Origin of the sequence: Thiothrix eikelboomii (assembly GCF_900167255.1) — a bacterium.
Taxonomy (GTDB): domain Bacteria; phylum Pseudomonadota; class Gammaproteobacteria; order Thiotrichales; family Thiotrichaceae; genus Thiolinea; species Thiolinea eikelboomii.
In genome coordinates this window covers 12,092-37,187 of sequence record NZ_FUYB01000007.1, presented here as the reverse complement: position 1 = coordinate 37,187, position 25,096 = coordinate 12,092, and the positions used below count along the sequence as shown (strand labels likewise).

At 47.0% G+C, this 25,096-nt stretch carries 25 protein-coding genes; 11 read left to right on the top strand and 14 right to left on the bottom strand.

The genetic code is table 11. The features are described 5' to 3' along the window. The first annotated feature begins 9 nt into the window (after positions 1-9). Positions 10-2,001: a DNA repair helicase YoaA gene (locus tag B5D50_RS09200; RefSeq protein ID WP_234975842.1), complete on the top strand. Its 1,992-nt coding sequence runs from the start codon at positions 10-12 to the stop codon at positions 1,999-2,001. After that, a complete protein-coding gene (tsaB, locus tag B5D50_RS09195; protein WP_078922308.1) occupies positions 1,982-2,680 on the top strand; it encodes a tRNA (adenosine(37)-N6)-threonylcarbamoyltransferase complex dimerization subunit type 1 TsaB in 699 nt (232 codons plus the stop codon). The genes B5D50_RS09200 and tsaB overlap by 20 nt, the downstream gene beginning before the upstream one ends. Here the strand turns inward: tsaB and recJ are convergent. Continuing rightward, a complete protein-coding gene (recJ, locus tag B5D50_RS09190) occupies positions 2,677-4,455 on the bottom strand; it encodes a single-stranded-DNA-specific exonuclease RecJ (RefSeq protein ID WP_078922307.1) in 1,779 nt (592 codons plus the stop codon). The genes tsaB and recJ overlap by 4 nt on opposite strands. A gap of 162 nt (positions 4,456-4,617) precedes the next feature. Here recJ and B5D50_RS09185 point away from each other — a divergent pair, with 162 nt between their 5' ends. Then, positions 4,618-5,556, top strand: a complete 939-nt coding sequence (locus B5D50_RS09185; RefSeq protein ID WP_078922306.1) for a DMT family transporter — start codon at positions 4,618-4,620, stop codon at positions 5,554-5,556. Between the two features lie 26 nt (positions 5,557-5,582). Here B5D50_RS09185 and yciA read toward each other — a convergent pair whose 3' ends face one another. Next, the gene (gene yciA, locus B5D50_RS09180; protein ID WP_078922305.1) at positions 5,583-5,990 is read right to left on the bottom strand and encodes an acyl-CoA thioester hydrolase YciA; all 408 of its coding nucleotides are present in this window, start codon (positions 5,988-5,990) and stop codon (positions 5,583-5,585) included. A 143-nt stretch (positions 5,991-6,133) separates the two neighbouring features. Between yciA and B5D50_RS09175 the strand changes: the two genes are divergently transcribed. Together B5D50_RS09175 and B5D50_RS09170 are read left to right on the top strand one after the other, a co-directional pair. After that, positions 6,134-7,336 carry an exo-beta-N-acetylmuramidase NamZ family protein gene (locus B5D50_RS09175; protein WP_078922304.1) on the top strand — a complete coding sequence of 401 codons (1,203 nt, stop codon included), beginning with the start codon at positions 6,134-6,136 and terminating at the stop codon, positions 7,334-7,336. A 10-nt stretch (positions 7,337-7,346) separates the two neighbouring features. After that, complete coding sequence (locus B5D50_RS09170; RefSeq protein WP_078922303.1) at positions 7,347-7,676, top strand: DMT family transporter; 330 nt, start codon at positions 7,347-7,349, stop codon at positions 7,674-7,676. A 10-nt stretch (positions 7,677-7,686) separates the two neighbouring features. On the opposite strand, the gene B5D50_RS09165 is transcribed toward B5D50_RS09170, so the two are convergent. Next, a complete protein-coding gene (locus B5D50_RS09165; protein WP_078922302.1) occupies positions 7,687-8,466 on the bottom strand; it encodes a PhzF family phenazine biosynthesis protein in 780 nt (259 codons plus the stop codon). 122 nt (positions 8,467-8,588) lie between these two features. Between B5D50_RS09165 and uvrC the strand changes: the two genes are divergently transcribed. Further along, a complete protein-coding gene (gene uvrC, locus B5D50_RS09160) occupies positions 8,589-10,415 on the top strand; it encodes an excinuclease ABC subunit UvrC (RefSeq protein WP_078922406.1) in 1,827 nt (608 codons plus the stop codon). Positions 10,416-10,424: 9 nt separating this feature from the next. After that, positions 10,425-10,979 carry a CDP-diacylglycerol--glycerol-3-phosphate 3-phosphatidyltransferase gene (pgsA, locus tag B5D50_RS09155; RefSeq protein WP_078922405.1) on the top strand — a complete coding sequence of 185 codons (555 nt, stop codon included), beginning with the start codon at positions 10,425-10,427 and terminating at the stop codon, positions 10,977-10,979. Between the two features lie 60 nt (positions 10,980-11,039). Here the strand turns inward: pgsA and B5D50_RS09150 are convergent, their stop codons facing one another. From B5D50_RS09150 to sdhC, 9 genes are all read right to left on the bottom strand, one after another. Continuing rightward, complete coding sequence (locus B5D50_RS09150) at positions 11,040-11,774, bottom strand: helix-hairpin-helix domain-containing protein (RefSeq protein ID WP_078922301.1); 735 nt, start codon at positions 11,772-11,774, stop codon at positions 11,040-11,042. Between the two features lie 162 nt (positions 11,775-11,936). Then, positions 11,937-13,796: an OmpA family protein gene (locus B5D50_RS09145; protein ID WP_078922300.1), complete on the bottom strand. Its 1,860-nt coding sequence runs from the start codon at positions 13,794-13,796 to the stop codon at positions 11,937-11,939. Between the two features lie 163 nt (positions 13,797-13,959). Continuing rightward, on the bottom strand, positions 13,960-14,385 hold the full coding sequence (locus tag B5D50_RS09140; RefSeq protein ID WP_078922299.1) for a rhodanese-like domain-containing protein: 426 nt from the start codon (positions 14,383-14,385) through the stop codon (positions 13,960-13,962). 37 nt (positions 14,386-14,422) lie between these two features. Continuing rightward, a complete protein-coding gene (locus B5D50_RS09135) occupies positions 14,423-14,692 on the bottom strand; it encodes an FAD assembly factor SdhE (protein ID WP_078922298.1) in 270 nt (89 codons plus the stop codon). Continuing rightward, on the bottom strand, positions 14,692-14,925 hold the full coding sequence (locus B5D50_RS09130; RefSeq protein WP_078922297.1) for an FAD assembly factor SdhE: 234 nt from the start codon (positions 14,923-14,925) through the stop codon (positions 14,692-14,694). The genes B5D50_RS09135 and B5D50_RS09130 overlap by 1 nt, the downstream gene beginning before the upstream one ends. Positions 14,926-15,001: 76 nt before the next feature. Then, positions 15,002-15,784: a succinate dehydrogenase iron-sulfur subunit gene (locus tag B5D50_RS09125; protein ID WP_078922296.1), complete on the bottom strand. Its 783-nt coding sequence runs from the start codon at positions 15,782-15,784 to the stop codon at positions 15,002-15,004. Positions 15,785-15,800: 16 nt separating this feature from the next. Then, positions 15,801-17,588 carry a succinate dehydrogenase flavoprotein subunit gene (sdhA, locus tag B5D50_RS09120; RefSeq protein ID WP_078922295.1) on the bottom strand — a complete coding sequence of 596 codons (1,788 nt, stop codon included), beginning with the start codon at positions 17,586-17,588 and terminating at the stop codon, positions 15,801-15,803. 10 nt (positions 17,589-17,598) lie between these two features. Next, on the bottom strand, positions 17,599-17,979 hold the full coding sequence (gene sdhD / locus B5D50_RS09115; protein ID WP_078922294.1) for a succinate dehydrogenase, hydrophobic membrane anchor protein: 381 nt from the start codon (positions 17,977-17,979) through the stop codon (positions 17,599-17,601). An 18-nt stretch (positions 17,980-17,997) separates the two neighbouring features. Further along, positions 17,998-18,375 (bottom strand): succinate dehydrogenase, cytochrome b556 subunit, encoded by a 378-nt coding sequence (gene sdhC / locus B5D50_RS09110; RefSeq protein ID WP_078922293.1) that lies wholly within the window; start codon positions 18,373-18,375, stop codon positions 17,998-18,000. A gap of 271 nt (positions 18,376-18,646) precedes the next feature. Between sdhC and rlmKL the strand changes: the two genes are divergently transcribed. Continuing rightward, positions 18,647-20,791 (top strand): bifunctional 23S rRNA (guanine(2069)-N(7))-methyltransferase RlmK/23S rRNA (guanine(2445)-N(2))-methyltransferase RlmL, encoded by a 2,145-nt coding sequence (gene rlmKL / locus B5D50_RS09105; protein WP_078922292.1) that lies wholly within the window; start codon positions 18,647-18,649, stop codon positions 20,789-20,791. A gap of 357 nt (positions 20,792-21,148) precedes the next feature. Here rlmKL and B5D50_RS09100 read toward each other — a convergent pair whose 3' ends face one another. Next, positions 21,149-21,586, bottom strand: a complete 438-nt coding sequence (locus B5D50_RS09100) for a tetratricopeptide repeat protein (protein ID WP_078922291.1) — start codon at positions 21,584-21,586, stop codon at positions 21,149-21,151. 150 nt (positions 21,587-21,736) lie between these two features. Between B5D50_RS09100 and B5D50_RS09095 the strand changes: the two genes are divergently transcribed. Together B5D50_RS09095 and B5D50_RS09090 are read left to right on the top strand one after the other, a co-directional pair. Then, positions 21,737-22,837, top strand: coding sequence for an anthranilate phosphoribosyltransferase (locus B5D50_RS09095; RefSeq protein WP_143594313.1), 1,101 nt, complete (start codon positions 21,737-21,739; stop codon positions 22,835-22,837). 77 nt (positions 22,838-22,914) lie between these two features. Continuing rightward, positions 22,915-23,109, top strand: coding sequence for an Alvin_2107 family globule sulfur oxidation protein (locus B5D50_RS09090; RefSeq protein WP_078922289.1), 195 nt, complete (start codon positions 22,915-22,917; stop codon positions 23,107-23,109). 134 nt (positions 23,110-23,243) lie between these two features. Here the strand turns inward: B5D50_RS09090 and def are convergent, their stop codons facing one another. Further along, a complete protein-coding gene (gene def, locus B5D50_RS09085; protein WP_078922288.1) occupies positions 23,244-23,747 on the bottom strand; it encodes a peptide deformylase in 504 nt (167 codons plus the stop codon). Between the two features lie 170 nt (positions 23,748-23,917). On the opposite strand from def, the gene zapE reads away from it, so the two are divergent. Continuing rightward, a complete protein-coding gene (gene zapE / locus B5D50_RS09080; RefSeq protein ID WP_234975841.1) occupies positions 23,918-25,078 on the top strand; it encodes a cell division protein ZapE in 1,161 nt (386 codons plus the stop codon). Positions 25,079-25,096 lie beyond the last annotated feature (18 nt).

Below are 25,096 nucleotides of genomic sequence, written 5' to 3'. Positions count from 1 at the left end.
GAGCGGATTGTGAAACCAGCTGATCAGCAGTCCGCTTTAGCTTGGCTTGAAGAAGGGGGGGCTTTATCCGCTAACCTGCCCGGTTTTCAGCCGCGCCCTCAGCAGCAAGCAATGGCTAAGGCAATTACTGAGTTATTAGCGAGCGAGGGGATTTTAGTAGTGGAGGCGGGTACGGGGGTCGGCAAAACCTTTGCTTATTTGATTCCCACTTTAGCCTCTGGTGAGCGCGTTATCCTTTCCACAGGGAGTAAAACCCTTCAAGACCAACTGTTTTTCAAAGACTTACCCGTTGTACGTGAAGCTTTAAAGTTACCTATTCATGCCGCCTTGTTAAAGGGTCGAGCCAATTATCTGTGCTTAAATCGTTTAGATCTGACTTTAGAGGAAGGACGTTTTACGGATCGACGTGAGATTGGCTGGTTACGCCGTTTGGAAAGCTGGAGTCGACTCACTGAAACGGGCGATATTGCAGAAATGACCGCGATTCCCCATGATGCTGAAGTCTGGCCTAAAGTGACTTCAACCGTAGAAAATTGCGCGGGTTTAGAATGTGAATACTACAGTGATTGCTTTGTAGTCAAAGCACGCCGTAAAGCCCAAGAAGCCGATGTAGTCATTGTTAACCATCATTTATTTTTTGCGGATCTCGCTTTGAAAGAAGAGGGCTTTGGTGAGTTATTGCCAGCGGCTGAGGTGGTGGTTTTAGATGAGGCGCATCAATTACCTGAAATCGCGTCTACCTTTTTTAGTGAAACTGTCAGTAGCCGCCAATTACAAGAGTGGTCGCGTGATTTGCTCGCTGAGCTGTTGGTGAATGCTAAAGATATGCCAGCACTACGTGACAAGCTATCCGTATTTGATAAGTCGGTTTTAGATTTACGTTTAGTGATGGATGCACCGGGGCAGCGTTCTTCATGGTTAATGATGCGCGATAGACCGGGTATTATTGAGCATACGCATGCACTGCTGAGCGCGATGCAAGCGCTAGAAACCGATTTGGCAGAGGTCGTGGAGCGCAGTAAGGGTTTAGCCTTGTGCCATGAGCGTTTAGCTGAACTACGCCAGCGCCTAGCCCGCATGCAAACACCACAAACCGATGTGATTCAGTGGTTTGAAACCTTTACTCGTAGTTTTACCCTCACCGCGACCCCTTTAGATGTTGCCGCGCCTTTGCAGCGTTGTATGGAGGCCTTGCCTTGTCGTTGGGTGATGACTTCTGCGACTTTAGCGGTAGGGGATTCGTTTGAACATTTTACGAAGCGCTTAGGCATCGACCACGCCACGACACTAAAGCTCGATAGTCCCTTTGATTATTGGCATCATGCTCTAATGTATTTGCCTAGTGGTTTACCTGAGCCACAGCAGCCCGATTTCATTGAAAAAATGGTCTCTGCGGCACTGCCAGTGATTAAAGCATGTGGTGGGCGGACGTTTATGCTGTTTACCAGTTATCGGGCGATGCATGAGGCGGCGGAATTACTCGAGGGTGAGTTTGAGTATCCGCTATTGATTCAAGGTGAATCGCCGCAGCGTGAAATGATTGATAAATTCCGTGAGTTCGGCAATGCTGTTTTATTAGGTACGGCTAGTTTCTGGGAAGGTGTCGATGTCCGTGGTGAAGCTTTGAGCTGTGTGATTATTGATAAATTGCCCTTTGCTGCGCCGAATGATCCGGTGTTAGAAGCACGTCTTGAAACCTTGCGCCGTGAAGGCGGTAATCCTTTTGCCGATTATCAATTACCCCAAGCGGTGATTGCCTTAAAACAAGGGGTCGGGCGGTTAATTCGAGATCAAGAAGATCGCGGCTTATTGATGATTTGTGATGCACGTTTACGCACTCGTCGTTATGGCTCGGTATTTTTAGAGAGCTTGCCCCGCATGCCGCGCACTCAAAAGCTTGAAGTGGTTGAACGCTTTTTCTCTCAGGAACGCCCCTTAAAACCTCCACCTACTCCGACTACTCCGATAGCCAACGATACTCATGCCGATCTTAGCTCTTGATACTTCCAGTGATGCGTGCTCTGCCAGCGTGTTGACGATTACAGCCTGTTTTACTGAGTTTGAAATGACACCACGGGCGCATACCCAATTGATCCTGCCGATGGTGGAATCAGTATTGAAGCAGGCTAGTTTAAGGCTGGTGGATATAGATGCGATTGCTTTTGGGCGTGGTCCTGGTGCATTTACTGGTCTGCGGATAGCGACGGGAGTGGCACAAGGTTTGGCTTTAGCCGCTGATAAACCAGTCTTGCCGATTTCGACTTTAGCGGCTTTAGCTCAGCAGGCTTATCAGCAAACTCAGGCCAGCAAACTCTTAGTCGCTTTAGATGCGCGGATGGGTGAAGTGTATTGGGGTAAGTATGCTGTGGTCGCAGGACAACTACAGTTACTCGGTGAAGAGCAGGTTTTAAGTCCATCGGCTATTGAGTTACCTGCTAGTGCTGACTGGGTGGCCGTTGGCAATGGTTGGTCAGCCTATCCTGAGTTAGCGGAGCGTGCCGCGCCCCTGTTAACGACTAGTTATCCTGATTGGCTGCCATCGGCAGAGTTTATCGCTCAATTGGCTTGGCAGGATTATCAAGCGGGTAAGGCCTTACCCGCTCAGCAAGCACAGCCGATTTATTTAAGAAATAAGATTGCTCAGACCACTCAAGAGCGCTTAGCTTCAAAAGCTAACTAAGTAGCCTTGGCTGAGTTCGGCAGAAGATAGGCGACTATTAATTGTAGTGAGCGCTCATGGCGATATTCATTCACACTGAGCCTATAAATGATGCGCACCCGCTCGCCTTCAGTTGGCCATTGATCGAGGTCGGCAAAAAACTGCAAGGCCGTGACTGCTGAAACTAAGCTGTATCCGGCTTGGGCATCAATCGGTAGCAGAGTCGCCTTGACATGTAAATCTTTGAGGATTTGCAGGCGTTTAATCTCAAACTCACCTTCAAATTGTGGTTCAGGAAACCATTGTCCCCAAGGGGCTAAAGCCTGCAATTGCTCTGCTGTCGATAGACTTAGTTCCGAGGGAGTGAGGCCACCGTCGGTGTAAATAGTTTCGCGGAAGGTGTCAGGTTGAGTTTGACGATTAACCGCCGCGATGATACTGGTTTGAAATTGTTGGAAATGCTCCGCCGCTAGCGTCAGCCCAGCAGCCATCGCATGCCCACCGAAGCGTTGAATCATGCCCGGATGTTGAGTGGCGACCTCATCAATTAAATCGCGTAAATGTAAGCCTTCAATACAACGCCCTGAGCCTTTCAGCCAACCTCCCTCAGAATTTGCAAATACAATCACCGGGCGGTGATAGCGGTCTTTGAGACGGGAGGCTAAAATCCCGACCACGCCTTCATGCCAATCCGCTTGATGCAAGCACATAATGGGTGGCAGCTTGCTTTGGCGTTCAAACCCTAAAGCTTGCATAATGTGTTCAGCATCTTCTTTCATGTCGGCCTCAATTTGGCGGCGATCATGATTGAGGCTATCTAATTGTAGGGCTAGGCGGGTCGCTTCTTTGGGGTCATCAGTTAATAAGCAGCGAATGCCAACCCCCATATCGGCTAAGCGTCCGGCGGCATTTAAGCGTGGCCCACACGCAAAGCCAAAATCACTACTTACCACTCGGTTTGGATCTTTCTTGGCGATAGTCAACAAAGCATGAATACCTGCATGGGCTGAACCTGAACGAATGCGCCGTAAACCTTGTTCTACTAAAATCCGATTGTTCGCATCTAAAGGAACGACATCCGCGACGGTGCCAAGTGCGACTAAATCTAATAGGCTAACGAGATTCGGCTCGGGCAAACTGTGTTTAGCAAAATAACCTTGAGCGATCAATTCTTGTTTTAAAGCGAGCATCACATAGAAAGCTACCCCAACTCCGGCCAAGGCTTTGGACGGAAAGTCATCGTGGGGTTGATTAGGATTGACCATCACATCACTGGCAGGGAGTTGTTGCCCGGGGAGATGATGATCGGTGATTAAGGTTTTCATCCCTAAAGCCTGAGCAGCTTCCACCCCTTCAATGCTAGATACTCCGTTATCCACAGTCATCAGTAGCCACGGTTGATAGGGTTGCGCTAATTCCACAATGGCGGGTGTTAAACCATAACCATATTTAAAACGGTCAGGGACTAAGAAATCGACGGCTTGATGCCCGCATAAATGTAAAGCCCGGATACATAAAGCTGTTGCAGTTGCGCCATCAGCATCATAGTCACCTACGATCAAGATCTTCTGCTGATGGCTAATGGCCTCAGCTAATAATTGTGCGGCAGCTTTGACATTTTTTAAGCTAGAGATGGGGTGGAGTTGTTTTAAAGCGAAGTTTAACTCGTCACTATGATGTATTCCGCGTGCAGCCAGAATACGTTGAATCAAGGGCGGATAGCGATGGGTGGCATCGTGGAAGGTTTTATCCGTGCACGGGCGAGTTTGGATCTGTTTTGCTGAAAAATAAGCCATAGTGAGTCTGAGTTAGAAAAGCTGCTTAAGTCTAGCATGCAGCCTAGGCAAGTTCTTGGCTTAATCGGTGGACCTTAGGGTCGGTAGCTTGATGAATTTCTGCTGCTTGCCTTGTTAAACTAAGGGATAATCGACCACCTGATTAATCACTGGATTTTTATTATGCCAAATACCCGCCAAGCCCTTGATGGTAGAGCGATGGGCATTATGGTGCTGCTATGTATGCTGTGGGGTGTTCAACAATCGCATTTAAAGGCGGTTGTGGATGAGATTAGCCCGATGTTGTTGATTGCTTTGCGTTCGGGGATTAGTGCAGTTTTGGTGGCCTTATTAATGCGTTATCGGCAAGAGCGCATGCATCTTGCACAAAATTGGAAGCCGGGTTTGTTGGTTGGCTTGTTATTTGCGGTGGAGTTTGTATTTGTGGCAGAAGGCCTACGCTATACGGCGGCTGCCCACATGATCGTCTTAGTCTATACCGCCCCGATTTTTGTGGCGCTAGGGATGCATTGGTTGTTTCCGGCTGAGCGTTTAAGTGCCGTGCAATGGCTGGGGGTTTTGTTGGCTTTTGTGGGCATTGCGGTCACTTTTTTAGGGCATGGGCAAGCAACAACCGCCAGCAGCCAGATGCTATGGGGGGATTTTCTAGGGGTGTTAAGTGGCTTAGCTTGGGGCTTGACGACCTTAGTGGTACGTGGTTCGAGTTTGGCTAATGCGCCTGCGACCGAAACGCTACAATACCAACTGGTGGCTACTTTTGTGCTGCTGTTGATTATTGCGCTGGTGACAGGGCAAGCCGAGTTTAGGTCGACACCAGTGGTATGGGCAAGCTTAGCGTTTCAGGGCGTTTTAGTCTCCTTTGCCAGCTTTTTGATTTGGTTCGCTTTACTGCGACGTTATATGGCGGCGCAATTAGGGATTTTTTCGTTCCTAACACCTTTATTTGGGGTTTTATTTGGGGTGCTGTTACTCAATGAATCCTTAGAGCCGCATTTTATCGCGGGTGCGAGCTTGGTATTACTGGGCTTGGTGATTGTCAGTGGCTATGGCTGGTTTGCGGGTTGGTGGCAGCGCCGCACTCAAGCACAGCGCCAATCTTAAACTTTCAGCGTTTGGTCGCGGTGGCATTAGTGCTTTTCTAACGGCCGCTTCTTGCCTTGTTCATCAATCGCAACATAGACGAAATCGGCTTCTGTGACTTGAAATAGCCCACAGTCAGGGTCACGCCAAGCAGGTTTGACCCAAGTTTGCAGGTGAATGGTCAAGGAGGTCGTGCCAGTACGAACTAAAGTCCCATAGCAGGCGACTACATCCCCGACCTTGACTGGGCGTATAAATTTCATGGCATTCACTGCAATCGTGGCCACCCGCCCTTGGGCGAGTTCTTTTGCCATAATGCCACCTGAAATATCCATCTGTGCCATAATCCATCCGCCAAAAATATCCCCGTTGGGATTGGTATCAGCAGGCATGGCTACAGTACGTAATAATAAATGGCCTTTGGGTTGTAAACCTTGTGCTTCATCCATCGTCATAGAACAGTCCTCATACTTGAAGTTTAAAAAACTTTGAAAATGAATGCGGCTATCTAAGCATACCCGTTGAATGCTCGCTAGGCTTAAAGCCTTAATCCTTGTAAAGTACGCGCCTGATTTGAGCGCCCAGTTGAGAGAGTAGCATGCAGTTTGGAATTGATCGTTTTCTAGCAGACCCGACCTTGAGAGCTGCCCTAGCGGGTAGACGAATCGCTTTATTAGCGCATCCTGCTTCAGTCACTGCTGATTTAACCCATGCTGTCGATGCTTTAGCGCAATTCAACGATATAAAGCTCACTGCTGCTTTTGGTCCACAGCATGGGATTAAAGGTGATCAGCAAGATAATATGATGGAATCACCAGATTTCATTGATCCTAAGTATAAAATTCCTGTGTTTAGCCTTTATGGTGAAGTCCGCCGCCCCAGTGCAGCGATGATGGAGACTTTTGATGTTTTGCTAGTCGATTTACAGGATTTAGGTTGCCGGATTTATACTTTTATTACCAGTTTAGCCTATGTGCTAGAGGCGGCGGCACAAACAGGCAAAGCGGTTTGGGTCTTAGATCGACCTAATCCAGTTGGCCGCCCCGTGGAAGGATTGAGTCTGCGCCAAGGTTGGGAAAGTTTTGTTGGTGCAGCCCCGATGCCCATGCGCCACGGTATGACGATGGGGGAATTAGGACGCTGGTTTGTGGATAGATTCAAGCTGGATGTCGAGTATCAAGTGATTACTATGCAAGCTTGGCAACCCGAGCTAGCCCCCGGTTTTGGTTGGCCTTTGGGGGAGCGCGCCTGGATCAATCCTAGCCCCAATGCGCCTAATCTCAGTATGGCACGCTGTTATGCAGGCACGGTGATGTTAGAGGGGACGACTCTTTCAGAGGGACGGGGTACGACTCGACCTTTAGAGCTGTTTGGTGCACCAGATCTTGATACCACGGCGCTCCTCAAGCTTATGTATCAATTAGCACCCGACTGGCTACAAGGTTGCCGTTTACGCGAATGCTGGTTTGAACCGACTTTCCATAAGTATGTTGGCAAGCTCTGTGCAGGTGTGCAAATTCATGTGGAAGATACCGACTATCAGCATCAGCGCTTTAAACCTTGGCGGGTGCAGGCTTTAGCGTTTAAAGCTTTGCGCTTATTACAACCGGATTATCCGCTGTGGCGGAATTTTCCTTATGAATATGAACTGGATAAGCTGGCGATTGATGTGATCAATGGCTCGCCTTTATTGCGTGAGTGGGTGGATGATCCGGCTGCACAAGTGGCTGATTTAGAGCATTTAACCAACGCAGATGAGCAGGCATGGTTAGAACAACGCCAAGCTTATCTACTGTATTAATCGGGGATTTATGGCTTATTTTTATTTGGCGATTGCCATTCTATCGGAAGTAGTCGCGACCAGTGCTTTAAGAAACTCGGCTGAGTTTACTAAGCTTTGGCCAACCGTGATTATGATTATTGCCTATGGCAGTGCGTTTTATTTCATGACTTTGGCTTTACGCACGATTCCTTTAGGGATTACCTATGCGATCTGGTCAGGGCTTGGGATTGTTTTGATTAGTTTGGTAGGCGTGTTGTTTTATCACGAACGTTTGGATTTACCCGCCGTGATTGGAATGGGGCTGATCATTGCGGGCGTGTTAGTGATTAATTTATTTTCGAAGATGGTGGTGCATTGAACGGCATAGCTTAAAAATTAATTTCAGCTTCCATAAAAGTGACTGCACTGCCCGATAATAATACTCGGTCAGCTTGTAGCTCACAGGTGAGACTGCCGCCTCGCTTAGAAACTTGTTTAGCGGATAACAGGTTTTTGTTAAGTTTATCAGCCCAATAAGGTGTCAATACACAATGGGCAGAGCCTGTCACGGGATCTTCAGGTATGCCTAATTGAGGTGCAAAGAAGCGGCTAACAAAATCGACCTCATCACCCGGAGCAGTAATAATGATGCCTTGCAAATCCAGCTGTGACAGCTGATGAGGGTCTGGTTGAATAGCACGGATAGTGGTTTCACTATCAAAAACAACCAGATAATCGCTAGCAGCCAAGACCTCAATCGGTTGCACGCCTAAGCCCTTGATCAGCGCCGCAGGCGCTTCGCAATGAGTGGGTGGAGAGGCGGGGAGGTCGATTTGTAATAAGTCGCCCTGCTTGTTAACGAATAAGGGACCACTACGAGTGTCGAAGCGAAGGCTTGAGCCAGAATAACCCAGTATCTGAAAGAGGACATGTGCGGCAGCTAAGGTTGCATGTCCACACAGATCCACTTCTTCAACTGGCGTAAACCAGCGCAGCTTAAATCCGTTGCCTGATGAAACAAAAAACGCTGTCTCTGATAAGTTGTTTTCCTCAGCAATGGCTTGTAATTGAGCATCATCCAGCCAATGCTCCAGTGGACAAACTGCAGCAGGGTTACCTTCAAAGGCACGGTTTGCAAAAGCATCGACTTGGTATTGTTTGATTCTCATGGCAGGCTCTGGAAGATAGGTAGGTGATTAAATTAGAGTTAAGTATAGCTAGGATTAATTTTCTAAAAACCATCAAGCCAGACTCTTTCCCATTTTTAGCCTATCTGTGGCAAAATAGCCACATGCAAACCCCCAGTGCTTTTGATCCCCAAGATTTCCTCAACACCGTGCCTCACAAGCCCGGAGTCTATCGTATGCTTGGCAAAAACGAGGAAATTCTCTATGTGGGCAAAGCGAAGGATCTGAAAAATCGGGTTGCTAGTTATTTTCGTTCTAAAGTGGCGAATGCACGTATTCATGCAATGGTGCAGCAGATCCAGCGGGTTGAGGTGACGATCACTCGCACGGAGGCAGAAGCTTTGCTACTCGAAAGCAATCTGATTAAGCAGCATTCACCGCATTACAATATTCGCCTTAAAGATGGCAAAGGTTATCCTTATATTTATATTTCTAAGCACGAATATCCGCGTATTCAATTTTATCGTGGCTCGCGTAAAGAGCCGGGGCAGTATTTTGGCCCTTATCCGAGTTCAGGGGCCGTCAGTCAAACTTTGTATTTAATGAAGCGTTTATTCAAAGCCCGTCAATGTGAAGACAGTTACTTTGCAAATCGCTCGCGCCCATGTTTGGAGTATCAAATTAAACGCTGCAGTGCGCCTTGTGTGGGCTTGATTGCGCAAGATGAATATGCCGACAGTATTCGCCATGCGGTGCAGTTTTTGCAAGGCCATACTCAAACTGCGATTGATGAGTTAGTTGTGAAGATGGAGCAATCCGCTGCCGCCTTAAATTTTGAGAAAGCGGCTGAGCAGCGCGATTTAATTGAAAGCCTGCGGCATATTTCTCAGCAGCAATATGTAACTGGTACGAGTGGCAATGTCGATGTGGTGGCGATTGCTACCGAGGCGGGTTTGGCGAGTGTGCAAGTTTTCACCATCCGGCATGGACATAATTTAGGGAATCGGAATTTCTTTCCAGAATTACCCGATGATGAAATCAAAACCGATGAGATTCTAGCCAGTTTTCTTGCCCAATATTATTTGAATCATGAAGTACCGGGGGAGGTGCTAGTTTCCGAGCTACCTGCGGAGCAGGCGGTGCTCGAGGATATGCTGACCCTCAAACAAGAGCGGAAGGTAGTGATTCGTCAGCCTCAGCGGGGGGAGCGAACTAAATGGGTGGAAATGGCCGCACGAAATGCTGAGCAGTCCTTACACATGCAGCTTGCTTCCAAAGCAGGGATGCGCCAGCGCTTATTCGCCTTACAGGCTGCTTTGGGTTTAGCCACGCCACCTGCACGAATGGAATGTTTTGATATTAGTCATACGATGGGGGAGGCAACGGTTGCATCATGTGTCGTGTTTGGAATGGAAGGTCCGGTCAAAGCAGAATATCGGCGCTATAATATTAAGGGTATTCAAGCAGGCGATGATTATGCAGCGATGCATCAAGCCCTGACGCGCCGTTTTCGTCGGGGGACTGAGCAAGAGGGTAAACTGCCTGATATTCTTTTCATTGATGGCGGTAGTGGGCAAGTTGCACAAGCGCTGAAGGTTTTGGAGTCTCTAGCTATTAGCAAGCTAACGGTGGTTGGGGTGGCTAAAGGGGAGGGACGTAAGCCGGGGCTAGAGACCTTGATTATTGAAAATAATACGCAGCGGTTAAATTTGCCAGAGCATTCGCCAGCTTTACATTTAGTACAGCAGATTCGAGATGAGGCGCATCGTTTTGCCATTACGGGTCATCGTGCACGCCGCCAGAAAGCGCGCACCCAATCGGCGTTGGAAGAAATAGTCGGCTTAGGTGCGAAGCGCCGCCAGCTTTTGTTAAAGCAGTTTGGTGGTTTACGAGCGATTGAGCGTGCTAGTGTCGAAGAGTTGACGAAAGTGCCTAGTATTAGCTTGGCACTAGCACAAAAAATTTACGATAAATTTAATGGAGATCGGTAGTTGAAAACGATGAACCTACCCATCCTACTCACTTGGGTGCGGATTGCTTTTATTCCTTTACTGATCCTATTTTTTTATTTAGATCGACCTTGGGCTGCATTTGCCGCAGCCTTCACTTTTGGTTTAGCCGGATTAACAGATTGGGCAGATGGCTATTTCGCGCGTAAATGGCAGCAAGAATCACGCTTTGGTGCTTTCCTTGATCCGGTCGCGGATAAATTGATTGTAGCCGTGGCGATGCTGTTAATTGTTGAGCGTGAGGCGAATATCTGGTTCACCTTGGCGGGTATGATTATTATTGGTCGTGAAATTGTTATTTCAGCTTTACGCGAATGGATGGCTCAGATCGGTTTAAGAGGTAAGGTGGCCGTTGCTTTTATGGGTAAACTGAAAACGACTTTTCAGATTATTGCCTTGATTTTTTTGTTATATAACCAAGATTTATTCGGTATCTTGCCAATGCGTGAGCTTGGGATCATGGCTTTAGTACTGGCAACGATTTTGACCTTAGTCTCCATGTTGCAGTATTTACGCACGGCTTTTGATGGGATCAAAGCAGCCTAGGCCATTAATGAGTCAACCAGCAGCTCTTCGTTATGCTTGAAGAGCTGCCAGCATGTTGGACTAGGAATTACGCCCTGAGATCAGAAAGTCTTGGTATTCTTTTAAGCGCTGCCAGTTTTGTTTAGCGGCTAATTCTGCTTGATAGGGCCAAGATTTAGGTTCATGCAGTTTAAACTGGCTGCCACCTGCATCTAAGATCGCTTTTAAAGTATCACGATCCATCGTTGCTAATTTAACATAGCTTTTAATGCCCGCTTCATTCAGTAGTTTTTCAATTTTCGGGCCAATTCCTTCCAGTTTTTTCAAATCATCCACATGATCCTCAGCAGGTAAGACTAAGGGCGCAATCGTCGTTTCGGTCGTTTGTGTGGCTTTAGGTGGAGCTGCTGGGCTAACACGACTTGGGAAAACCGTTGGGCGATTCGCGGGGGGGGAATTGGAGGGTGGAGTTGTTTCCTCACTGCTACGCCCTTTTAATAGGCTACGCAAATCAGCTTCATAGAGAGTTTCGTGTTCCATCTTAGGCATTTGCGAATGGAGCGGAGGCGGGTAACTGGCCGTAGGCGCGGTCGAGTTAATCCGTGCTCGCATTTGTGCTACTGGGTCAATTAATTCGGGAGTGTCTTCTGTAGTCAATAAAGTTGTTGGGATTACTGCCTTGTTTTTACAGCATAAGCCCATTTTCTTGAGTAGATAGCAGACTAAAGCGCCCACTAAAAAAGCAGCTACCAGCAATAGCAGAATTTCAAAGCTGGCAGTACCAAAGGTATAGGTCTGATTAGAGGTTTCGTTCACAGTTTAAGATCCTTTAATCATTGGATTTATTACGTAGATAACAAAAAAGAAAGCCCAAGATAAAGGCAACACCTAGCATAATAGCCAGCTCTAGGCTAGCGTCCGTCAGATCAACCCGGCTAGTTATATTTTCGAACATCATTCGCTACTCCTGTCGCCCAATTATTTAATAGGCTTGACTTCAACACGACGGTTTTTATTCCGACCTTCTTCAGTTTTATTAGTCACCCAAGGCGCAGACTCGCCTTTAGAGCTGGCTTCAACGCGATCAGCAGGTGCTCCCCGTCTAATCAGCTGAATACGAATGCGCTCAGCACGTTGTAAACCGAGTTTCTCATTAATCTCAGCATCACCTACATTATCGGTATGCCCAATCACTTTGACTTTAGCTTTGGGGTTGGCTTTTAAAAAACTGATTAAATCATCAAAGTAGGCTGCAGTGCTATCGGCAAGCTCGGGTTTAGTGGAGCGGAATGGAAAATATAAGCGTGCCGAACTGACATTTTTCTTATCAGCAGCGGGTTTATCTAAATCAACAGTAATCTTATTCGTGTCGTCAGTTTTAGGTGGGGTTGCTGGTGTCGGCTTTTTTTCAGCAGCGGGTACGGGTTCTGAGGTTTGAGGCTGTGCAGCTGTCAGTTGACTGCTGGCTAGGAGGCTAGTGCTGGATTTTGCTTCGGATTCGGGTTCAGGCTCGGATTCGGGTTCTGCTTCAGGTTCAGGCATAGCGCTTGCAGTGACTGGCTGGCCGGTGGCCATATCGGGATCTTTGGGATTAGGCTCATTGGTGTTCGTGTTCTGATTGGAAGCGACCGTTTCACCGGATGAATTAGCATCTAAATAATCAGGTACACCGTTGTTATTATGATCAGCAGCATCATCTAGTTTGCCGTCATTATTTGAATCGGGATTCTCCATCGCTGTCATGATGCCATCATTATCATCATCGGTGTCGAGTGCATCAAGGATACCATCTTGATCGGTATCTTTTTTATCCACTAATTCAAGCTTATCGGGTACCCCATCACCATCAGAGTCAGTTAGGCTAGGGTTAGTACCTGCTTCTTTTTCTTCACCATTGCTAAGGCCATCGTTATCATCATCCAAAGTCGCCCAGCTACTGTCTTTATCCAAGTAGTCAGGGGTAGCGTCTTGGTCACTATCCCGCGCATCGGTGATCACAGCATCTTTGTTGGGGTCAACGGCCTCATTAGCAGTGGGGTCACCATCACCGTCATCATCAGAGTCGAGCGCATTGATAATACCATCATCATCGGTATCTAGAGGGGCTTCCGCAGGTCTAGAGCCAAGTTCATCTTGATCACTCACACCATCTTTATCTGAATCAGCCATGTAAGGGTCAAGGCCGAGTTTTTTTTCCAACTCATTGGGGACACCATCTTTATCGCTATCCTCCGCAAGCGGGGTGACAGGCTCAGTAGGTAGGGGGGGATCAATCATGCTAGCGGTTTCAGTGCTGTCGGTTGACTCTGGCGCTGCTGTGGCAGGTATCGCAGGCTCGGCGGGTACAGTAGCGGTTGGTGGCAATGGCGGTTCTGGTGGTATGGGTGCTTGAGGTACTTGAACCGTGGGCGTGCTAGACTCAACCGGAGTTGGTTTTGATTCAGGCTCTGGTGGAACGGAGGTTTGAGCGACTGACTCAACCGAGCTTGGCTCTGATTTAAGCGCTGGCTGAGGGGCTTGTGTAGGTTCGGTTGCCTTGGTGAGCTCAGGCATACTCGGTGTATTCATGTTGAGTGCAGTGAGTTGAGTATCCGTTGGCGTCGGCTGATCGGCAACTTGCGCTTCAGAAGGTGCTGCAGGCAGCTTGGCTACTTCAGTTGTATGCGTGTCGGCGTTTGGCTGCTTGGCCTCAGTGGGAGGTGAGTCTGCTGAGTGAGTCGCCTGCTCAGTATGCACGGGTGCACCGCAGAATCCTTTGATTTTGCAGGCATACCACCACCAACTACCTAATCCCCAAACAACAGCAACTACTAGTACAACGAGTGCCTTTGCTTTCATTATAACTCCTTTTTTGTTTTACTAGACTCCTTAGGGTGGGCAATCATAGTCATAAACTTCAGCTCCAGTCACGTATTATTGCCCGTCCCTGAGCGTGCGTGACCGTTTAGCTCTGTAATTTTAGATGATTTTGACGGAATTGCCCAAAAGCCTAGTTGTAAAGCTAACATTGTTCCCAAGGTAAGCCATGAAAACGCCAGCCACCTAGGGTACTGCGATGATGTTGCTCATCACGTTCACCTTCGAAGCCTTCATTAACATGTAGAACCTGTTGAAAACCCGCTGCCAGTAAAGCCGCCCCCGCATCCTTGGTTCGTTTACCACTGCGACAGCACAGTACAACGGCAGCCTCAGTTTTAGCATCCAAGCCTTTACAGCGTCCGCTGAGTAAGCGCTCAACATCGCTGACGAAATTGGGATTAACATCCCAATCAGGCTCATCAATCCACGCGATATGAACGGAGCCAACGGGATGACCTACAAACAAATATTCCATAGATGAACGGATATCGACCAGTACACTTTTATCAGGATTTTCCTGTAAATATTGATAAGCAGCCACAGGTGATAAGTCGATCAACTCAGCCATGAATGGTCCTCTAAGCGATGATAAATATATTCGATAATTAACTGGCTTGCTGGATCAAAGCAAGAATAGTCACAATACCTTGATCATTTGGCAGCTGTTTACCCTTGAGCCATTGCAAAATATCGTGATCAGCCGCACTTAGCAAGCGTTCAAACGCAAACTGCTCACCCATCTCCAAAGAGGGATATACATTTTCAAGAAAGCCTAATAGGGGTTTATTGAGTTCATTATGAGTCCGATGACAAGCCCAACGCAAACGGATTAAGCGCTCTTGCCACTGCGCTTCGTTTTGCTTGAGTATGCCCATTAAGCGAGAGAACGGATTTTTGCTGCCAAGGCCTGATATTGCTCAGGAGTCGCTTCGGTCTGGAACAAAATACCAAACAGATTAGGGTCTTGTAATTCGAGTAATTCATCAAAGCGCTGAATTTCTTCAGCATCAGCTTGGGGGAAGTGATTCTTGAGATAGCGTTCTAGTACGAAGTCGAGTTCCTTCATGCCACGCCGACAACGTAATTTGTAGCGAGAGAGTTCGTTCATGCAGTCCACCTTTACTATCTGCAAAACCCTTCCCTCAACGAGAGAAGGGTGCTAGAACGAGCCTAATTAATCGGGCTTAATATAGGCGCTCGACCATCATTTTTTTCAGCTGACCAATGGCTTGAGCTGGGTTCAAGCCTTTCGGGCAAGTATTGGTGCAGTTCATAATGGTATGACAACGATACAGTTTGAAGGGATCTTCAAGATTATCTAAGCGCTCACCCGTGGCTTCATCCCGACTATCAATGACCCAACGATAAGCTTGCAGCAGCACGGCTGGGCCTAAATAACGATCACCATTCCACCAATAGCTTGGGCAAGAGGTTGAGCAGCTAGCACATAGAATACATTCATATAAGCCATCTAGCTTTTTACGATCTTCTGGCGACTGTAAGCGTTCACGATCTTGTGGGGCAGGGGTTGAAGTCTGCATCCACGGTTTAATCGACGCATATTGCGCATAGAAATGAGTCAGATCAGGGACTAGATCTTTGACAACTTCCATGTGTGGCAAAGGGCTAATGGTAATATCGCCCGGAATATCTTCGATGGCTTTAATGCAAGCTAGTGTATTTGAGCCACCGATATTCATTGCACACGAACCACAAATCCCTTCACGGCAAGAGCGGCGGAAGGTTAGGGTAGGGTCGATCTCATTTTTGATCTTTAAGAGGGCATCCAGGACCATCGGTGCGCAGTCATCGAGATCAATCGGGAAGGTATCCCAGCGTGGATTTTGCCCACTATCAGGATCATAACGATAGATCTTAAAGTTCTTTACACGGCTAGCCCCGGTTGGGGTCGGCCAAGTTTTGCCATCTTTAATGATCGAGTTTGCGGGAAGTTTAAATTCAGCCATAATTCGTTATGCTCCCTTAGTAGGTGCGCTTTTTCGGCGGGATGTATTCGACATCATCCGTCAGGGTATAAGTATGCACTGGGCGATAGTCAATGTTGACTTGGCCTTGTTCATCTAACCAAGCCAAAGAATGCTTCATCCAGTTAGCATCATCACGATCAGGGAAATCTTCACGGGCATGTGCGCCCCGACTTTCCTTGCGGTTCAAGGCGCACTGTACAGATACTTGCGCGCAATCCAATAGATTCGCTAGCTCGAAGGTTTCCATCAAGTCAGAGTTCCAAATCAAGCCACGATCACTGACTTTCACATCTTGGTAACTCGCATAGATAGCGTTCATTTTATCTACACCTTCTTGCAATGAGTCGCCAGTACGGAAGACCGCCGCATGCTTTTGCATAGTGTGTTGCATATTGTCGCGGATTTCTGCCGTGGTGGTGCTGCCATTCGCATGATGAATGCGTTTGAAGCGTTCCAACACTTTATCGACACCTGCTTTCGGTAAATCGGGTTGGCTCGCACCCGCTTTTAAGGTTTCAGCACAACGATTCGCAGCTGCACGCCCAAAGACCACGATGTCTAATAAGGAGTTAGAGCCTAAGCGATTTGCACCGTGGACGGAGACACAAGCACATTCGCCAATTGCCATCAAGCCCGGAATTACGCTATCAGGATTGCCATCTTTCAAGGTAACCACTTCACCATGATAGTTGGTGGGGATACCCCCCATATTGTAGTGAACAGTTGGCAGAACAGGGATCGGTTCTTTGGTGACATCTACACCCGCAAAAATCTTTGCACTTTCCGCAATACCCGGTAAGCGTTCGTGAATGACTTCAGCCCCTAAATGCTCAAGATGAATATGAATATGGTCTTTCTTTGGACCCACCCCACGACCTTCGTTAATCTCGATGGTCATCGAGCGACTCACTACATCACGCGAAGCCAAATCTTTGGCATTCGGTGCATACCGTTCCATAAAGCGCTCACCGAGTGAGTTAGTGAGATAACCACCTTCACCCCTTACCCCTTCGGTGATCAAGCAGCCTGAGCCATAGATACCGGTGGGGTGGAATTGAGTGAATTCCATATCTTGTAGTGGCAAACCCGCACGAGTCACCATGCCATTGCCATCCCCTGTACAGGTGTGCGCTGAGGTTGCAGAGAAATAAGCGCGACCATAACCGCCGGTAGCCAAGACCACAGTTTGCGCACGGAAAATCCGTAAGACACCCGTCGCTAAATCCCAAGCGAGCACACCACGGCAAACACCTTGGTCGTCCATGATCAAGTCAGTCGCAAAATGCTCAATATAAAATTCAGCATTATGCCGTAGAGATTGTTGATACAAGGTATGCAGAATCGCATGCCCAGTCCGGTCAGCGGCTGCGCAAGTACGTTGGGCAATCCCCTCACCATAGTTAGTGGTCATACCACCAAAGGGGCGCTGATAAATTCGACCTTCTTCAGTCCGCGAGAAGGGTACACCTTGATGTTCTAATTCAATCACAGCGGGGATAGCTTCACGACACATATATTCAATCGCGTCTTGATCACCGAGCCAATCCGAACCTTTCACGGTGTCATACATGTGCCACTGCCATTTATCCGGCCCCATATTGCCTAAGGCAGCTGACATCCCCCCTTGTGCTGCCACTGTATGGCTACGGGTCGGGAATACTTTAGTAATACACGCGGTGGATAAACCCTTTACGGCCATACCGAAAGTAGCACGCAAACCGGCCCCACCAGCCCCAACGACAACCACGTCATAGGTATGGTTTTCAATTTTATACTCAGACATGCAAGGCTCCTCAGCTGCCGAAAGCCGCAAGCAAAACGGCGATAATACTGGTGGCCCCAGTTAAGGCCAAAAATAGTTTCATGCCAATTAAAGCGCCGATTTTTACGCCTTCATGGTGAACATAATCTTCGATGACCACTTGCAAGCCTAAAGCAGCGTGATAAAACGCAGTGAAAATGAACAGGCTGAACATGGCAGCACTAAAAGGTGATGAAAAATAAGTTAAAGTGGTGGCATAGTCTTGATCGCTTAAAGCAGCGACCGTGAAGGCTACCCATAAAGTCAAAGGCACTAAGGCAATCGCTGTGACCCGTTGCACCCAGAAATGATGAGTACCCGCTTTAGCTGAGCCTAAGCCGCGTGCTTTCTTTAAAGGTGTTACCAAACTCATGATAATCTCCTGCAAACCTTAGGCCACGAGCCACAATAGAAGGGTTAGAACGGCTGAAGCCCCTAATACCACTTTACCCGTCAAATAAGTGGTCGGAATATCAAAGCCAAAACCTGTGTCCCACAGCAAATGGCGCACACCATTGCACAGGTGATAAAACAAAGCCCAAGTCCAGCCAAATAAAACTAATTTGCCAAGGAATGAGCCTAAAATTCCACTCGCAGTCGCATAGGCCTCAGGGCCTGCTGCTAATGCAGTCAGCCAATACACGACAAGTAGGCTACCGATGGACAGCACAATGCCAGTGCCACGGTGGAGAACGGATAAAACCGCCGGGAGCGGCATCTTATACACTTGCAGATGGGGGGAAAGCGGTCTGTTACTGGTGGTTTTCATTTGCTTGGAACCTATGTTGGAACATGTTTTCTTAAGCCTTCAGATTGTCGACATGTGTGCTGACAAGTGCTGAATAATAGCTGGAATTTCGGGTTTTTCCAAGTGTGCAACTGCAACATTGTTGACATAATTACAGCTAAAACCAACACGATCAACCTATTTTTATTCAGGCTAAACCTCTATCACACTGCTAGCTAGCGGATAGATAACAGAGCATACAACACCTGATTTGATGTTAAAATCATAAGCCGTCGATTTCTTGGTCAGCCCCATGCAATTTGAGAATAGTGTTAAGTATGAATGGTTTTTTGCCTGCCCACAGTTTGTTGAGCCGTTATTGGCTGAAGAACTCAGTGGTCTAGGGGCGGAGCAGACTAAAATTGGTCATTCTGGTGTGCAAGTGATGGGTGATTTAAGATTTGCCTATCGTGCCTTAATTTGGAGTCGCTTAGCCTCTCGAGCGACTTTGCAATTAGCCTATGGTTTTGGCAAAGATCAAGCCGAATTAAGTACCCTGATTAAAACGATTCCTTGGGCAGAGCATTTGCGGATTGATGGTAGTTTCAAAGTGCGTTTTTCTGGGTTAACGGATGATATTCGTAACACCCAATTTGGTGCGCAGTGGGTTAAAGATCAGATTGTCGACTTGCTTCGTACTCCAGAGGGGCAAAGACCTTCGATTAGTGCTAATCCCGATTTAGTGGTTTCAGTAAATGTGCATAAGGGCAAAGCGAGTATCGGTATTGATCTGAACCAAAAGGGTTTACATCAACGTGGCTACCGTGATTTGGATGCCTATTATGCTTTGCATGAAAATTTAGCCGCTGCTGTTTTAATCAGGGCAGGCTGGCCGGAATTAATTAAAGCTGAGCAGCCAGTCACTTGTTTGCTAGATCCGATTTGTGGCTCAGGTGAGTTTATAATAGAAGCCGCTTTAATGGCTTTAGATATAGCCCCCGGTTTATTACGCGGAGCAACGGTAGCCCAACGTTGGTTAAAACATGATGCTCAGCTGTATGGCGAGTTGTTAAGTGAAGCGCGTGAGCGCCAGCAAGTTGGTTTAGCTAAAGCAGAGCGCTTCCATTTTATTGGCTGTGAGCTGGATAAGGATAAATTAGCCACGGCTAAATCGGATTGGGCTACTTTGGGGTTACCTGCAGCTCAATGGCTTAATCAAGAGCCTAAACAGATCGAGTTTGCAAATTTTCAGGCAGATCAAGGTTTATTATTAAGTCAATTACCCTTTAATGCAGAGCAACACGCCTTAACTTGGCGCACTGCTTATAGTGAGTTCGGTCAAGCAATTTCTAGCTTATCGACTCAGTTCCGAGGAGCTTTGTTTGCCCCTGCCGCTGCACCGTTAGCGTTCACTGATTTGTTTTATAGCAAAACCTATCGCTATCTCAATGGGCGGGATGAATATCAACTGTGGACTTTAGATAAACTCGTTCAAAAAGCAAGGCCAACACTTTGGATTGCTGAGGATTTTGCTAATCGCATTGAAAAAAATTTGCGTAAACTCAAAGGCTTTATTCAACGTGGGCATACCGACGCTTATCGCATTTATGATGCCGATATTCCCGAATATGCCGTCGCGGTGGATCGTTATGCAGATTGGCTGCATGTGCAAGAATATGCTCCCCCCGCAACTATTGATGAAAAAACCGCACAGCAGCGTTTGGATCAAGTGCTGATGACTTTGGCCGAAGTGCTAAAAGTTCCGGCTAATAAAATAGTGCTAAAACAACGTAAACGCCAAAAAGGTTTTGACCAATATGAGCGTCAAGCTCAAGTCGGGCAAAGCCTCGTCGTCCATGAGCATGGGCTAAGATTTAAGGTGAATTTAAGTGATTATTTAGACACGGGTTTGTTTTTAGATCATCGCCCTATGCGGCTGTGGATGCAGCAACACGCGCAAGGCAAATCGGTATTGAATCTATTTTGCTACACGGGGGCGGTGAGTGTACATGCTGCAGCTGGTGGGGCGAGTCGTGTCGATAGCGTGGATTTATCTTCCACCTATTTAGCGTGGGCTGAGGATAATTTTCAACTCAATCATCTGAAGTTAAACCCCTATAACTATCGCACTATTCGGGCGAATGCCGTGGAATGGCTCGCCAACTGCAAACAGCGCTATGATTTAATTTTCCTTGATCCACCGACCTTTAGTAATTCCAAACGCATGCAGACCGTGTTTGATGTCCAACGTGATCAGGTTTCACTCTTACAAAATGCGATGCAAGTGCTTGAAAGGAATGGAGTACTGGTTTTTTCGAATAATTTTCGTAAGTTTAAATTAGATCCAATAATCGAAGAGCGCTATGCAGTAGAGGATTATCGCCTGCAATCAATACCTGAAGATTTTCAAAGAGATATGAAAATTCATAGTTGTTGGCTCATCCGGCATAAACACTAATTAACATCATTTATCAGCTAACACTTGCAAGTTGTTTAAAATTACAGTAAAAAATAAAGAGGAATCAAGGTAGTGACCAGCATTCAGTCAATACCTGATTCCTCTTAATATCTATTATTGTTATTGTTAACGAGATCAAACACCAAGTGCGACCCTGGTTAAGCAAGCTAGCCCAGACTTGCTATTGATTGATCCTCAAGCTGTGTAGCCGATGTCAATAAACTATCTATTTATATCGGCTCAGCTTTCTACCTTGCTCTTATTGTTTTCTTAATTCTAGAGACACGCAAACTAAAGCAAGAGTACTGAATTTTGACTGAATACCTGCTGTTATTTTGCAAGGGATTTATTCGAGGCTTAAAAGCCAGCGAGTTTATATAAGCGCTGTGCTTCTGCTTGATCTTGAGGAACGCCTTGACCTTGCTCATAAAGGCCTGCAAGCGCTAATAGTGAGCCGGGCAAACCTTGTTCTGCCGCTTTTTTAAACCATTCAGCTGCTTTAGCATGGTCTTGATCAATGCATTCACCTTCTAAATACATAAAGCCTAACCCATGTTGAGCTAAGGCATAACCTTGTTGAGCAGCATCATGCATCCATTTCCAAGCGGCAACATCGCTTTGTGCATTGCCTAAGCCATTTTGATACATAATAGCGATATGATATTGGGCTTGTGGTTGCCCTTGCTCAGCATAAGGGTAAAGTAGTTGCATGGCACGGGCAAAGTGTTTAGCCTCAAAGGCGGCCATACCACTAGCCAAGCCTGCGTCGGCATCCGTGAATTCAAAATTAGACATTCGTTTTTCCTCAATAAAGTGCGTAGCAAGGCTCGCTACCGAGTGCTTAGCCTAAGTTAGAATAAGCCTTGATGCAAAGCCTTACCCCGATGGGGGTATTTCTATGCGTTGATCCACTTCCTACACTGTTTTGCTATGGAAACTGTCACTATGTCTGAACTTAATTTAGCTCTTCACCTAAAGCAAGCAATTCAAAAAGTTGCTACGGGTCCTGAGTACAGCAAAGATTTGTCCTATACCGAGGCCTATCAGGCCATGCAGCATATTCTGACGGGGCAGGCTGATCCGGTGCAGACCGCGATTTATTTGATTGCCTTACGTATGAAGCGTGAAACGGATGAGGAAAATCGCGGGACTTTGCAAGCTTTAATGGATAACTCGACGATCAGCCAGGCGGCTGTCGATGAGTTAGTGGATATTTCTGATCCCTATGATGGCTTTATTCGGGGTGTACCTGCTTCTAGCTTTGTACCTGCCGTGCTAGCCGCTATGGGTGTGCCAGCGGTGTTACATGGCGTTGCACAAGTTGGCCCTAAATACGGGGCAACTCACCACAAAGTTTTGCAAGCAGCGGGTGTTAAAGTACAACTAAGCCCCGCCGAAGCTACTCAGCAATTAGAGCAAATTGGCTGGACTTATGTTGATCAAGCCAGTTTTGCGCCATCTTTACACGCCCTGATTCCCTTGCGTCAACGGATGATTAAGCGCCAAGTGTTGACAACAGTCGAGACGATGCTCGGACCGATTCGTGCACGCTTAAAAACGCATTGTATGGGCGGCTATGTGCATAAAGCATATCCACCAATTTATGCTTCCTTAGCACGGCAGGCAGGTTTTCACAGTGCTTTGTTTGTGCGGGGTGTCGAAGGTGGGATTATTCCTTCGCTTCAGCAAGCAGGGCGTTTATTCGCTTATCAGGCGCAGGGTGCAGAATATCAAGTGGATCTAGTGCCACAAGACCTAGGTATCGTCGCGGCTACTCGTGCTGTACCTTTGCCATCTGCTTTAGTGCCTGCGGAAGATACCCCAATTGATAGTGATGCTTTAGCCGCTCAGGCAGCCCAGTTAGGTCAAGCGGCCTTAGCGGGTGAGCGCGGTTTAACCTATGACAGTTTGGTTTATGCTAGTGCCATTTGTCTTAGTCATTTAAAGCGCTATCCTGATTTACAAACTGCTGCTACTGCAGTACGTACCGTACTTGATAGTGGGCAAGCCTTAACCGTTTTTGAAGCTGCCAAACACTCATTTTAGTGGCTTATTTTTAGAAGCTAGCGATGATTGTGAGTGGTAGGTAGTTTTAGTGATTAATAGTTTGAGAGGACTTTCGAATGAATCAACAATATTATGATGCCGTCGTGGCGATGGAACAAGCGGGTGCAGACAGTGAGTTTGTACAAGGCTGGCAAAATGGCTATCTGCATAATCCGATGCGCGAAGAGCAACGCTTAAATGAAGCTTTTGAAGCCGGTTATGAAGCAGGCAAAAGCCGTGATCTTGAGGCTTATAAAGAGTGGGTTAATTAGTCCGCTAGATATAATTTAAAGCTAAATGCTAAGGTAGTTATTCCATAACTGCCTTACTGTTTTAAAGCAAATCGTGAAGATTTTAGTGCAGATTTGCCAGTAGTCTTTGTTTCTCACGCGCGCTTCGGCGAGGGTCAGTCAGATCCTATTCCCACTCGATCCACAAACAAAATTCCATTTAAATGATCCATTTCATGCTGAATAATGCGGGCGACAAAGCCACTGTATGCAGCTTCGACCCTTTCACCTTGTTGATTTAGATAGCGCACGGTTAGGCGTTCAGCACGGGCGACTTGTGCACGTCTCCCGGGTACGCTTAAACAGCCTTCTTCACCTAAACAGGTTTCAATGGATAGCCAGATAATTTCAGGGTTAATCATCGCCACGGCTTCCATAAGTGGGGCATCGGGGTAGCGTGGATTGGGGCGTGAGGCGACGATAATAAGGCGGAGTGAACGAAATACTTGCGGGGCAGCAATGCCTACCCCATTGGCTGCTAACATAGTGGCCTGCATATTTCGAATCAGAGCTTGAATATCAGGATGCAAAGGGTCAGTCACCACGGCCGCTGATTGGGCTAAAATGGCTTCGCCTTGCTGGGCAATGGGCAGAGAAGGAGCATCTGCTACTGTTGACATCGTTCAAACCTAGCTTGAGTGGTCGAAGCCTTAGTTTTAGCAGGTTTGCCTTTAAAAAGCAGCTAGGTGAACTATGCTTGCCCCACACCTAAAACGCAGATCAGTTATTGTGCAAATGCACATGTCGACATTGTTGGCTGGATTCCAGACCAAAATCGGCGGATTTATCCGTGCATTGGTTGACAGAGACAGAAGCTATTGTCGACAATAGCCAAGCTTATTGGCTATTAGTGAATATCCACCGAATGACCTTGCTTGCTCTTTATAATTCAGAAATTGCTGCTGGCAATATTCAACGAGATCCTGCGCAAGAACGTGCTATCCAAGTTCTACAAGGAATTATGGAGGGTTTAGTCAATCCTAAACCTCAGCCACCTGCGAAAGGCTTTCGTTTCTTTGCTAAGCCTGAGCCACGCACCGAAGTGAGTGTGAAAGGGGCTTATCTGTGGGGGGGCGTTGGGCGCGGCAAAACATGGATAATGGATTATTTTTTTAAAGCAGTGCCGATTGCTGAAAAAAATCGCTACCACTACCATCATTTTATGCTGATGGTGCATGAAGAACTGCGTAAATTAGGTTCTCATCAGAAAGATCCACTGGAGCTGGTTGCCAAGAAAATTGCTGCTAATACTGAACTCCTGTGTATTGATGAATTCCATGTGCTGGATATTGGCGATGCCATGATTCTCGCCGGATTGCTACAAGGCTTAGTGCATAATGATGTGACCATCGTTACCACCTCGAATCGCCCACCCGATGACCTGTATAAAAATGGTTTGCAACGTGCCCGTTTCTTGCCTGCGATTGAGCTAATTAAAAAGAATTTGCAAGTGATCGAGCTGGATAATGGAATTGATTACCGCATGCGCCATGTGCTTCCCTTGGATGAGCAAACCGAAAATATTACCCACTCTGATCCTGAGTTAGAGCAACGTTTTCGTGCAGAGGCTAAAGGCAAGGTCTATGAAAATGTGGAAATGGAACTGAATAGTCGGCGTCTACCTGTGAAAAAAATGGCCGATAATATTATTTGGCTGGATTTCAACACGGTTTGTGATGGCCCACGTTCAACCAGTGACTATATTGAATTAGCCGCTCGCTATGGCACGATTATTCTTTCAGATATTCCGATGATGAATCAAGACAGTGAGAATGCGGCTCGGCGCTTTCTAAATTTGATTGATGAATTATATGATCGCAAAGTGCAGCTGATTATTTCGACACGCTATAATATTAAAGAATTATATCAAGGCCAATTGCTCAAGTTCGAATTTGCACGGGCTTTTAGCCGCTTGAATGAAATGCAATCACCGACTTATTTAGCGGCTTAACCGAGCTTGGAGTGGGTT